Source organism: Pseudomonas sp. DD1, from assembly GCF_044510355.1.
In the GTDB taxonomy this organism is placed as follows: domain Bacteria; phylum Pseudomonadota; class Gammaproteobacteria; order Pseudomonadales; family Pseudomonadaceae; genus Aquipseudomonas; species Aquipseudomonas shahriarae.
Genome location: NZ_MSAJ01000006.1, coordinates 37,172 through 48,881 on the forward strand (window position 1 = coordinate 37,172; position 11,710 = coordinate 48,881).

11 protein-coding genes are annotated in these 11,710 nt (G+C 62.0%); 3 read left to right on the top strand and 8 right to left on the bottom strand.

What is annotated here, in order from left to right; all coding sequences use genetic code 11:
- Positions 1-49: 49 nt before the first annotated feature.
- Positions 50-259, top strand: a complete 210-nt coding sequence (locus PSFL_RS05070) for a cold-shock protein (RefSeq protein ID WP_057441757.1) — start codon at positions 50-52, stop codon at positions 257-259.
- A 143-nt stretch (positions 260-402) separates the two neighbouring features.
- Here the strand turns inward: PSFL_RS05070 and PSFL_RS05075 are convergent, their stop codons facing one another.
- The 4 genes from PSFL_RS05075 to PSFL_RS05090 all read right to left on the bottom strand — a co-directional run bounded on the left by PSFL_RS05075 (position 403) and on the right by PSFL_RS05090 (position 5,640).
- A complete protein-coding gene (locus PSFL_RS05075) occupies positions 403-780 on the bottom strand; it encodes a hypothetical protein (protein ID WP_057445111.1) in 378 nt (125 codons plus the stop codon).
- Positions 781-853: 73 nt separating this feature from the next.
- Entirely contained in the window at positions 854-1,663 is an 810-nt protein-coding gene (locus tag PSFL_RS05080) for a putative RNA methyltransferase (protein ID WP_057441753.1), read from the bottom strand.
- The gene (dapE, locus tag PSFL_RS05085) at positions 1,663-2,814 is read right to left on the bottom strand and encodes a succinyl-diaminopimelate desuccinylase (RefSeq protein ID WP_200656644.1); all 1,152 of its coding nucleotides are present in this window, start codon (positions 2,812-2,814) and stop codon (positions 1,663-1,665) included. The genes PSFL_RS05080 and dapE overlap by 1 nt, the downstream gene beginning before the upstream one ends.
- 234 nt (positions 2,815-3,048) lie before the next feature.
- Positions 3,049-5,640 carry a glycosyltransferase gene (locus PSFL_RS05090; RefSeq protein WP_057958688.1) on the bottom strand — a complete coding sequence of 864 codons (2,592 nt, stop codon included), beginning with the start codon at positions 5,638-5,640 and terminating at the stop codon, positions 3,049-3,051.
- A gap of 219 nt (positions 5,641-5,859) precedes the next feature.
- Here PSFL_RS05090 and tcdA point away from each other — a divergent pair, with 219 nt between their 5' ends.
- Complete coding sequence (gene tcdA / locus PSFL_RS05095; protein ID WP_057441812.1) at positions 5,860-6,669, top strand: tRNA cyclic N6-threonylcarbamoyladenosine(37) synthase TcdA; 810 nt, start codon at positions 5,860-5,862, stop codon at positions 6,667-6,669.
- Between the two features lie 55 nt (positions 6,670-6,724).
- Here the strand turns inward: tcdA and PSFL_RS05100 are convergent, their stop codons facing one another.
- The 4 genes from PSFL_RS05100 to PSFL_RS05115 all read right to left on the bottom strand — a co-directional run bounded on the left by PSFL_RS05100 (position 6,725) and on the right by PSFL_RS05115 (position 9,785).
- Complete coding sequence (locus tag PSFL_RS05100; protein WP_397469782.1) at positions 6,725-7,138, bottom strand: SufE family protein; 414 nt, start codon at positions 7,136-7,138, stop codon at positions 6,725-6,727.
- On the bottom strand, positions 7,135-8,340 hold the full coding sequence (locus PSFL_RS05105) for an aminotransferase class V-fold PLP-dependent enzyme (RefSeq protein WP_057439916.1): 1,206 nt from the start codon (positions 8,338-8,340) through the stop codon (positions 7,135-7,137). Before PSFL_RS05105 ends, PSFL_RS05100 begins: the two co-directional genes overlap by 4 nt.
- 69 nt (positions 8,341-8,409) lie before the next feature.
- Positions 8,410-9,444 (bottom strand): 2,3,4,5-tetrahydropyridine-2,6-dicarboxylate N-succinyltransferase, encoded by a 1,035-nt coding sequence (gene dapD, locus PSFL_RS05110; RefSeq protein WP_057439915.1) that lies wholly within the window; start codon positions 9,442-9,444, stop codon positions 8,410-8,412.
- Positions 9,445-9,476: 32 nt separating this feature from the next.
- On the bottom strand, positions 9,477-9,785 hold the full coding sequence (locus PSFL_RS05115) for an arsenate reductase (protein ID WP_232545463.1): 309 nt from the start codon (positions 9,783-9,785) through the stop codon (positions 9,477-9,479).
- A gap of 264 nt (positions 9,786-10,049) precedes the next feature.
- Here PSFL_RS05115 and PSFL_RS05120 point away from each other — a divergent pair, with 264 nt between their 5' ends.
- On the top strand, positions 10,050-11,693 hold the full coding sequence (locus PSFL_RS05120) for a Na+/H+ antiporter (RefSeq protein WP_057439913.1): 1,644 nt from the start codon (positions 10,050-10,052) through the stop codon (positions 11,691-11,693).
- Positions 11,694-11,710 lie beyond the last annotated feature (17 nt).

Sequence of the window (11,710 nt, forward strand, 5' to 3'; positions counted from 1 at the left end):
GCAGTTCAATGCGACTGACTCAACAATAAAAACCAGTGGGAGCAAACAGATGACAACGCGCGAAACCGGCAATGTGAAGTGGTTCAACGACGCCAAGGGCTATGGTTTTATCCAGCGGGAGGATGGCAAGGATGTGTTTGTGCACTACCGCGCTATCCGCGGTGAAGGCCACCGCTCCCTGGCCGAGGGCCAGCAGGTGGAATACGCCGTGGTGACCGGCGACAAGGGCTTGCAGGCTGAGGATGTAGTCGGTCTTTAAAGCAGATTTCTGCAACGCCGCTGAACCCATGTGGGAGCGGGTTTGCTCGCGAAAGCGCTGAATCAGTCACTGTAGAGGTTGACTGATTGACTGCTTTCGCGAGCAAGCCCGCTCCCACATCTGATTGGGTTCACAGTTCAGAATCAGGTGGTTTTCCAGGTGATCTGCTCTTCACCGTCGGTGCTGATCCGAATCCAGGTGTCGGCGCTTTCTTCACCTTCTTCCTCGACCCACGTCCCCGGCGCGCAGCGCACTTCAACGTTCAGCGCGGCAAAGGCCGCACGGGCGCAGGCGATGTCGTCTTCCCACGGGGTCTGGTCGCTTTCCAGGTACAGGCTGTTCCATTTGCCCACGGCCTTGGGCAGCCAGGTCACTGGCACATTGCCGGCCTTGCACTTGTAGGTCTGGCCCTTCTGTACCCAGTCGGTGCACGGCCCCAGGGCAGCGCCGAGCCAGGCGGCGATAGCCTTGTAGTCGACGTCGGCGTCCTTGAGGTAAATCTCGATATCGGGTTGGCGCATGGATGTTCCTCGTTGCGGGATTCGAAAATCCATTCGCGGATTCAGGGTGGGCGCAAAGGCCCGGAATAGTCGGTTATTGAAGCACGAAATAGTCGTAGCGCATCGACACGGTGACCAGCAGCGGTTCAGCCTGCTCGATCACCTGGGCGCGGCGCTCGGCGCTGGCACGCCAGCCATGGGGGGTCATCGCCAGCAGATTGGCGCGGTCCTCGGGGGCGGCCAGGCTGAGCTTGAACTCCAGCACTTCGCTGTGTTGCAGGCTCATGCCGTCTGGCACCAGGGCCAGGTGCTTGTCGTCGGTGTACTCGCGCACTTCGTCGTACAGGCGTTCGCGCAGTTCCATCAGGTGGCCGCTGGTCGGCCCGACCTTCATCAGGCCGCCGCCGGGGCTGAGCAGGCGCTTGGCTTCCTGCCAGTCCAGGGGGCTGAACACGCTGGCGAGGAACTGGCAACTGCCGTCGGCCAGCGGCACACGGGCCATGCTGGCGATCAGCCAAGTCAGCGTCGGGTTGCGTTTGCACGCGCGCTTGACTGCTTCCTTGGAAATATCCAGGGCATAACCATCGGCGCGTAGCAGGGCATCGGCGATTTGCGCGGTGTAGTAGCCTTCGCCGCAACCGATATCCAGCCAGCGCTGGGGTTTGCGTTCGGCTGCCAGGGCGGCCAGGCGCCTGGCCACAGGCGCGTAGTGCCCGGCATTGAGGAAGTCGCGGCGCGCTTGCACCATGGCCAGGTTATCGCCTGGGTCACGGCTGTTCTTGTGCTGCACCGGCAACAGGTTCAGGTAACCCTGGCGGGCCCGGTCGAACCGGTGCCCGGCCGGGCATACCACGCCACTATCCACCTCATTGAGGGGCGCACTGCAAATGGGGCAAGCAAGCATCAGGCGAGCAACTTGATCAGGGTCTGGTAGTAGATTTCGGTCAGCACATCGAGGTCGCTGGCCAGAATGCGCTCGTTGACCTGATGGATCGTCGCGTTGACCGGGCCCAGTTCCACCACTTGGGTGCCGAGGGTCGCGATAAAGCGCCCGTCGGAGGTGCCGCCGCTGGTGGACGCCTGGGTCTCGCGGCCGGTAATGGCCTTGATGCTGGCGGACACCGCATCGAGCAGCGCGCCCGGCTCGGTCAGGAACGGCAGGCCCGACAGCGCCCACTCCACATGCCAGTCCAGGCCATGCTTGTCGAGAATAGCCGCGACCCGCTGTTGCAGGCCTTCGACGGTGGACTCGGTGGAGAAACGGAAGTTGAACACCGCCGTCAGCTCACCCGGGATCACGTTGGTGGCGCCGGTGCCGGAATTGAGGTTGGAAATCTGGAAGCTGGTCGGCGGGAAGAAGGTATTGCCGTTGTCCCAATGCTCGGCGGCCAGTTCGGCCAGGGCCGGGGCGGCCAGGTGGATCGGGTTCTTTGCCAGGTGCGGGTAAGCCACGTGGCCTTGCACACCGCGCACGGTCAGGGTCGCACCGAGGGAGCCGCGACGGCCGTTCTTGACCACATCGCCCACCAGGGTGGTGCTCGACGGTTCACCGACGATGCACCAGTCCAGGCGCTCCTTGCGTGCTGCCAGGCGCTCGATCACTGCCTTGGTGCCGTGGTGCGCCGGGCCTTCTTCGTCGCTGGTGATCAGAAACGCCACCGAACCCTTGTGGTCCGGATAGTCCTTCACAAAGCGCTCGGAGGCCACCAGCATCGCGGCCAGGCTGCCCTTCATGTCGGCCGCGCCACGCCCGCACAACATGCCGTGTTCGTCGATCAGTGCGTCGAACGGGTCATTCTGCCAGGCCTGCACCGGGCCGGTCGGGACCACGTCGGTGTGGCCGGCGAAGCACAGCACCGGGCCTTCATGCTTGCCGTGGGTGGCCCAGAAGTTGTCCACATCTTCGATGCGCATCGGCTCAAGCGCAAAGCCGGCGTCGCCCAGGCGCTGCATCATCAGCTTCTGGCAATCGGCGTCGATCGGTGTCACCGACGGGCGGCGGATCAAGTCGATAGCGAGTTGGAGGGTCGGCGAAAGGTCGGCGTGGGCCGTCATGGGAAAACTCCGAAGGTGTGTCAGGGCGCAAGACGAGAGTGAAATATATCCAATGTGGGAGCGGGCTTGCCCGCGATGCAGGCGCCGCGGTGTAGCAGTTGCACCGCAGCGATGCCATCGCGGGCAAGCCCGCTCCCACAAGGGGGGGGCAGTGGCTGCCTGAATCCATAAAGGGCCGTTATCTTATAGCAAAACGGCGACCAGACGCCGCCGTTTAGTGCATTGCGCAAGTTTTTACGCGGCCGTCGCGGGCTCCGCCACCGCTGCCGGTTTCGGCAGTGACGACAGGAACGCCATGATCAACGCCGCCACATACGGCAGTGATTGCACCAGCAGCATCACCACCCAGAAGCGCATGTCATTGCTTGGCAGGCCCTGCACCAGGTAGATCCCCAGCGCCGCGCCCCACAGCAGCAACATAATGAACATCTCTTCGCGGGCTTCGGAAATCGCTACCCAGAAGCCGTGGTTATCCGCGTTTTTCGGTGTACGAAAGAACGGAATACTGGTGGTGAAGAAGCCATACAGCACTGCCTTGGCGATGGTGTGGGACAACGCCAACCCGGCCAGGGCTGCGCAGAACGCATCCTTGAGGTTCACACCAACGGCGCGGCGGTAGAGGAAGATGATCTTGCCGACCTTGAACACAAACAGCGCCAACGGCGGGATTGCGAAGATCAGCAACGGCGGGTCGACCCGGGTCGGCACAATGATCATCGCCGCCGACCACAACAGGGCACCGACGGTGAAGAAGATGTTCATTCCGTCCGCTACCCACGGCAACCAGCCCGCGAGGAAGTGGTAGCGCTGGCCACGGGTCAGCTCAGTGTCCTTGCCGCGCAGCAGGCTGGCGGTGTGGCGCTTGATGATCTGGATCGCGCCATAGGCCCAGCGGAACCGCTGTTTCTTGAAGTCGATAAAGGTATCGGGCATCAGGCCCTTGCCGTAGCTGGTGTGGTAGTACGCAGCCGACAGACCTTTCTCGAATACCCGTAGGCCCAGTTCGGCGTCTTCACAGATGCACCAGTCGGCCCAGCCCAGTTCTTCGAGCACCGAGCGGCGGGTCATGGTCATGGTGCCGTGCTGGATGATCGCGTCGCGGTCGTTGCGGGTGACCATGCCGATATGGAAGAAGCCTTTATATTCGGCGTAGCAGAGCTTCTTGAAGGTGCTTTCGTTCTGGTCGCGGTAATCCTGGGGCGACTGCACCACGGCGATTTTCGGGTCGGCGAAGTGCGGCACCATGTGCTTGAGCCAGTTGGGCGACACACAGTAGTCCGAGTCGATCACCGCGATCACTTCGGCATCCTTGGCGGTGTGCGGGATCAGGTAGTTCAGCGCGCCACCCTTGAAGCCAGCCAGGGGCGCGACGTGGAAGAACTTGAAGCGCGGGCCCAGGGTCAGGCAGTAGTCGCGTACCGGTTCCCACACCGCCGGGTCCTTGGTGTTGTTGTCGATGATCAGGACTTCGTAGTCCGGGTAATCGAGGGCGGCCAGAGCGTCGAGGGTCTGTTTGACCATTTCCGGCGGCTCGTTGTAGCACGGCACATGGATGGAGACTTTCGGGCGGTAGTCCGAATCCCCTTCAACCGGCAGGAATTCACGCCGGCGCTTGTGCGTCCAGACCGCTTCCGCCAGTTCATGGGCCTCGGTCAGCAACACGATAAACACGCCCATGGCACCCAGCGCGAGCAAGAAGCCCACGGTCAGGCTGAACCAGGTGCTGTATTGCTGGCTGTAGTCGTAGCCGATCCAGACCAGCACCGAGCCGCACAGGAACGCGATAAAGGTCAGGAAGGTGCGGCCACGCTGGCGCAGGGACGAGCCGTCGATCATCAGCAAGGTCAGCGACAGCAGTGCCAACACCACCGAGCCGATGGCCAGCACCCGCCATTGCGGAATCGCCACGACCGGCCCTTCAAAGTTGAATTTCTGCTGGCGCGCGGCGTTGAACACGCCCCAATAGGCGCCCACCGAGCCTTCGTCACTGGCTTTCCAGGGTTGGTCGAAGGCTTCGATCACGAAGTAGTTGTAGCCCTGGCGGTTCAGCTTGTTGACCAGAGTGCGCAGGTAAATGGCCTGGTCAGCCGGGGAGGCGTCCGCGCCACCGCGCATGCGGCCATTGCTCGGCCAGCCGACTTCCGACAGCAGCAATGGCTTTTTCGGGAAGGTCTTTTTCAGATCCTTGGCCCGGTCGAGGACGAATTGCCCGGCCTGGGCCATCGGCACATGTTCCCAGTACGGCAGAACGTGCGCGGCGATCAGGTCGACATGCTTGCCCAGTTGCGGGTTGTGTTCCCAGATATGCCACTGCTCGGAGGTAGTCACTGGCACTTTGACGGCGGCGCGCACCCGGTCCAGCAGGACAATCAGCTCTTCGGGGGTGATCTCCTTGCGGAAGATGGCCTCGTTGCCGACCACCACACGTACCACGCTGCGCGAGCTGTTGGCGATCTCGATGGCCCGCTGGATTTCGCGCTCGTTGCGCTCAAGGTCCGGGCTGATCCAGATCCCCAGGGTCACACGCAGGCCGAACTCTTCCGCTAGCTTGGGGATATTCCCCAGAGGGCCGTCGACCGAATAGGTCCGAATGTTGTCCGTCAGCTTGCTCATGATCGCAAGGTCCTGACGCATTTGTTCGTCGGTCGGGTACTGGTCTTTTTGCGGGTACTGGCCCTGCTGGAACGGCGAGTAAGAAAACCCGGAAATCTGCTGAGGCCAGTTGGGGGTAGTGACCGGGCGGTTGATCAGCGCCCAGAAACCGGTGAACAGCGCGGCAATTGCCAGCACCACCACCAGGTTGAGTCCAAATTTACGCGATGACATAGCTGTTTCGGGTTCCAAAGGGTGTGGAACGAATAGACGTGTTGGTGTACGCCGAACGGCGCGCATCCTACCATCGGCCCTGCACTCTGCGTACAGCAAGCCAGGAAAAACCGGGCATTGGGCAGCGAAAGCGTCGGTAAGTTCTTTACTTATAGCTTGTAGCTTAGAACTTATCGCTGCGTAGCCCTATAATGCGCGCCGGTTTTTGGGGTAATGGTCATGAGTACAGAAGATCCACGGTTTGCCGGCGTCGCCCGCTTGTATGGCATAGAAGGCCTGGAACGCTTGAAAGCGGCCCATGTGGCCATCGTCGGCGTGGGCGGTGTCGGCTCGTGGGCCGCTGAAGCTATGGCCCGATGCGGGGTGGGCGAGATTTCGCTGTTTGACCTGGACGACGTGTGCGTCAGCAACAGCAACCGTCAGTTGCACGCCCTGGACAGCACGGTGGGCAAGCCCAAGGTCGAAGTGATGGCCGAACGCCTGCGTGCGATCAACCCCGCTTGCACGGTACACGCGGTGGCGGACTTCGTAACCCGCGACACCATGGCCGAGTACATCACGCCGACCATCGACTGTGTGATTGACTGCATCGACGCGGTCAACGCCAAGGCGGCGCTGATTGCCTGGTGCAAGCGGCGCAAAATCCAGATCATCACCACCGGCGGCGCCGGCGGGCAAATTGACCCGACGCTGATCCAGGTGTGCGACCTGAACCGCACCTTCAACGACCCGCTGGCCTCGAAAGTGCGCTCCACCCTGCGCCGCGACTACGGGTTCTCGCGCACCGTGACTCGGCACTACAGCGTGCCTTGCGTGTTCTCCACCGAACAACTGCGCTATCCCAAACCCGATGGCAGCATCTGTTTGCAAAAGAGTTTTGTCGGTGATGGCGTCAAGCTGGACTGCGCCGGCGGGTTTGGCGCGGTGATGATGGTGACGGCGACTTTTGGCATGGTCGCGGCGACCAAGGCGGTGGACAAGATTGTGGCTGGGGTGCGCAGGCCGTCCGAGCGGGTCAAGCCCGCCTGAATCTCACGGCTGGACATCCATCAAAGTGTGGGAGCAGGCAAGCCAGCTCCCACATTCAGTTTTGTGCTTGGCTCAATTGGCGCATGCGCTGCAGGACCGCATTCAGGCCATTACTGCGCGATGGCGACAACTGGCGGGAAAGCCCCAACTGGTTGAACCAGTCGGGCAGGTCGACCGCCTGTAAATCCTCCGCCGACAGCCCATTGACCCGCGCCAGCAGCAACGCCACCAACCCGCGAATCAAGCGTGCATCACTGCTGGCGGCAAACTGCCAATGGCCATCGCGCAAGCATCCCACCAGCCACACCAGGCTTTCACAGCCCTGCACCAGGTTGGCGTCGACCTTGTCCTCAGCCGCCAACGCCGGCAGCCGCTCGCCCCATTGCATCAGCAAGCGCGCGCGTTGCTCCCAGCTGCCGACGGCCTGAAAGGCCTGCAACGCGACACGTGCATCTGCGGGCAGGCTCATCGCAGCATGTCCAGGGCCTGATCCAGCGCTTCAAAGAAACGCTCCAGGTCATCGGAGTCGTTGTACAACGCCAGGGAAACCCGGATCGCCCCTGACAGATGCAGGCTCTTGAGCAAAGGCATCGCACAGTGATGACCGGCGCGTACCGCGATGCCCTGCTCGGTCAGCAGGTGGGCGAGGTCGGCGTTGTGCACGCCCTCTACCACAAAGCTGGCCAGGGCGACTTGCGGCGAGCCCAGCAGATGGACGCCCTTGCGTGCCTGTAGACCGCGCAAGAGGTAGTCGTGCAGTGCCGCTTCGTGGGCGATCACCGCCTGTTGATCCAGGGAGTTGAGGTAATCCAGGGTCGCCCCCAGGCCAATCACCCCGGCAATCGGTGGTGTACCCGCCTCGAAGCCCAGGGGCGCCGGACGGAAGCTGGCGCTGTGGTAGTCCGCCTGCTGCACCATCTCGCCGCCAAACTGCCAGTGGCGCAGCCGATGCAGGGCTTCGGTGCGGCCGTAAAGCACGCCGACGCCGTCCGGACCATAAAGTTTGTGGCTGGAAAATACGTAGAAGTCGCAGCCCAGGGCCTGCACGTCATGGCGGCCGTGGACGATGCCCTGGGCGCCATCCACCACGGTCAAGGCGTCGTGGGCCTTGGCCAGTGCCAGCAACTGCGGCAACGGCTGCCAGACGCCCAGCACGTTGGACAACTGGCTCACCGCCAGCAGGCGGGTGCGTGGGCCGATCATCGTGGCGGCGGCTTGCAGGTCGATCAAACCCTCATCGTCGAGGGGCAGCACCACCAGCGTGAGCTCGCGGCGTTTGGCCAGTTGCTGCCAGGGCAGCAGGTTGGCGTGATGTTCCAGGGCGCTGATGACAAGCTCATCGCCCGGGTTGAAAAGGTGCTCCAGGCCATAGGCCAGGAGGTTCAGCGCAGACGTCGCGCCGTGGGTAAAGATAATCTGCCCGCTGTCACCGACGTTGAGCCATTGCGCCACTTTGCTGCGACTGTCCTCGAACGCCTGGGTCGCATGGGCGCCTGGCAAATGCTGGGCACGGTGCACATTGGCCGCGCCATTGGCGTAGTAATGGCCAAGGGCGTCCAGCAGGGCTTGAGGTTTTTGCGTAGTAGCGGCGTTGTCCAGATAGGTCTGGTCTTGCCGTTGCAAGGTGGCGATGGCCGGGAAATCGGCGCGCCAGGGCGAGGGCACAAGCATGGGTTCAAGACTCATATGAACCGGCCGTGCTGCAAGGCACGGCCGGTTCCGGTGGCATCGAGTCGCTGCTTAGTTGTGAGCGTGCAGCGCTGCGTTCAGTTCGATGGCCGACTTGTGGGTTTTGCACTCCACGGCACCGGTCTCGGAGTTACGGCGGAACAGCAGGTCCGGCTGGCCAGCCAGTTCACGGGCCTTGACCACCTTGACCAGTTGGTTCTGCTCATCGAGCAGCGCCACTTTAGTGCCGGCAGTCACGTACAGGCCCGATTCCACGGTGTTGCGGTCGCCCAATGGGATACCGATACCGGCGTTGGCGCCGATCAGGCAGCCTTCGCCCACCTTGATCACGATGTTGCCGCCGCCCGACAGGGTGCCCATGGTGGAGCAACCGCCGCCCAGGTCCGAACCTTTGCCGACGAAGACGCCAGCCGATACACGGCCTTCAATCATGCCCGGGCCTTCGGTGCCCGCATTGAAGTTGATGAAGCCTTCGTGCATCACGGTGGTGCCTTCGCCCACATAGGCACCCAGGCGCAGACGTGCGGCATCGGCGATACGCACGCCGGCCGGGACCACGTAGTCGGTCATTTTCGGGAACTTGTCCACCGAGAACACTTCCAGCAGCTCGCCACGCAGGCGCGCTTCCAGTTGGCGCTCGGCCAGTTCGCCGATGTCGATCGCACCCTGGCTGGTCCAGGCTACGTTCGGCAGTTGCGGGAACACACCCGCCAGGCTCAGGCCATGGGGCTTGACCAGGCGGTGGGAGAGCAGATGCAGCTTGAGGTAGGCCTCAGGGGTGGAGGTCAGTGCGGCATCTTCGGCCAACAACGTGGCGACCAGCGGCTTGTGGCTTTCGGCCAGGCGGGTCAGCAGGGCGGCCTGGGTGGCATCTACATTTTTCAGTGCATCAGCCAGTTGCGAGGCTTGGGCAATGGTGAAGGTGATCGCCTGGTTGCCTTCGGTGTAGCCAAGGATCGGCGCGATGGCAGCGACGATTTCGGCCGAAGGGTTGAGCAATGGCTGCGCGTAAAACACTTCCAGCCAAGCACCTTGGCGGTTCTGGGTGCCGACGCCGAAGCCCAGGCTGAACAGGGAATTGGACATGCTGTTACCTCTACAAAAATGAAGTGGCTGGCCTACTTGAGGGCCGCCGAATAACTATCTGGCTTGAAGCCAATCAGGGTTCTGTCACCGAGATCGAGCACTGGGCGCTTGATCATCGAGGGTTGTGCGAGCATCAGTTCAACGGCTTTCGCCTGGTCGAGATCGGCTTTGCGTTCGTCTTCGAGTTTGCGAAAGGTCGTGCCTGCACGGTTTAAAACCACCTGCCAACCGTGCTCATTGCACCATTGGGTCAAGTGTTCGCGGTCGATACCGGCCGTCTTGTAGTCATGAAACTCATAGCTGATGGCATTTTCATCGAGCCAGGTACGGGCCTTTTTCATGGTGTCGCAGGCTTTGATGCCAAAAAGGTGCAATGTTTTGCTTGAATCGGTCAAGGAACTGCCCCCTTTGGGCTGTTGAAAACAAACGATCACGGATTATGCCACGACAAAACAGTTTGGGTGCCGCTCGTCACTCCTTACGGTACGAGGTGCGACTTATGTGCAAAAGCCCGGCAACAGCATAGGCAGCTAATATGGCACTTCAAAGGCGCGTTGTTGCCTCAAGTGTGTCATTGCAAGTCGATTGTCCAGGAACCCCGCTTTATGCAAACCGCCTACACCGTTCTTATCCTGCTGATGCTGGTCAGCGTTTCGCGTCTGGTCGGGCGTGTGATCCCTTTGCCGTTGCCGTTGGTGCAGATTGGCGCTGGTGCCTTGCTGGCGTGGCCGACCCTGGGGCTGCATGTGGCGTTGGACCCTGAATTGTTTCTGTTTCTGTTCCTGCCGCCGTTGCTGTTCTCCGATGGCTGGCGCATGCCCAAGCGTGAGCTGTGGCGCCTGCGTGGGCCGATCCTGACGTTGGCCGTGGGGCTGGTGCTGTTTACCGTGGTGGGCGCCGGGTACTTTATCCACTGGTTGTTGCCGAGCATTCCCTTGCCGGTGGCTTTCGCCCTGGCGGCAGTGTTGTCGCCGACGGATGCGGTGGCGGTGTCGGCGATTTCCCAGAACCGCTTGCCCACGCCTTTGATGCACATGCTTCAGGGCGAGGCCTTGATGAATGATGCGTCGGGCCTGGTGACCTTCAAGTTCGCCCTGGTGGCCGCGTTGACCGGGGTATTTTCCCTGGCCGATGCCAGCCTGACATTTGTGCTGGTGGCGGTCGGTGGCCTGGCCATTGGCGTAGCCTTGAGCTGGCTGGTGGGGCGCCTGCGGGCCTGGATGATTGCCCGGGGCTGGGATGATCCGGCGACCCATGTGGTGTTTATGTTGCTGCTGCCGTTTGCGGCGTATGTGTTGGCTGAACGCCTGGGCGCCTCGGGGATTCTCTCGGCCGTGGCGGCGGGCATGATGCAGAGCTGGCTGGACCTGCTGCCACGCCAAACCAGTACACGCTTGCTCAATCGCAGTGTCTGGTCGTTGCTGGAGTTTGCCTTCAACGGTTTGATCTTCCTGCTGCTGGGCCTGCAGTTGCCGGACATCATCAAGGCGGTGACCAGTCACGAAACCACGCTGTGGCCGACCTTGTTCTATCGCTGCCTGGACGTGATCGCGATCTTCCTGGTGTTGTTGGTGTTGCGGTTTATCTGGGTACAGAGCATTTGGCGTCTGTCCGGTCTGCTGCGTCGCCTGCGCGGTAAAAGTGAGCTGACACTGGTGCCCACCGCGCGGTCCTGCTGGCTGTTGACGGTTGGCGGGGTGCGCGGGGCGGTGACCCTGGCCGGTGTGATGTCAGTACCGTTGCTGATGGCGCCTGGCCAGGCGTTTCCCGAGCGCGACCTGCTGATCTTCATTGCCGCCGGGGTAATCCTGTTGTCATTGGTCGCCGCCTGTATCGCCTTGCCCTTGTTGTTGCGGGGGATCGAGAAGAGCCCGGATGACAAGCGGCGCGGCGAGGTGCGTGATGCCTGGAAGAAAACCGCCGAAGCCGCGATTCATGCCCTCGAAGCAGAGGAGGCCGCCGACGCGGCGCCCCTGGATGCGGCCCAGGCTGCACTCGCGGCAGAGCTCAAGGCACGGATCATGTCGGAATATCGCCATCAACTGGAGGTGTTCAATGACTCGGCCGAAGCCCAGGCGCTGGCGCTGCAGATGGATCATCTGGAGCGCAAGTTACGGCTCAAGGCCCTGCGCGCGCAGCGATTGGAGCTGTATAGCCTGAGCCGTCACCACCAGATTGGCGATGACGTGCTGCGCGAAGTGCTGGCTGACCTGGATATGAGTGAGGCCAACCTGGGGACCCAGAAATAGCCGAGTGGGCTGACTTA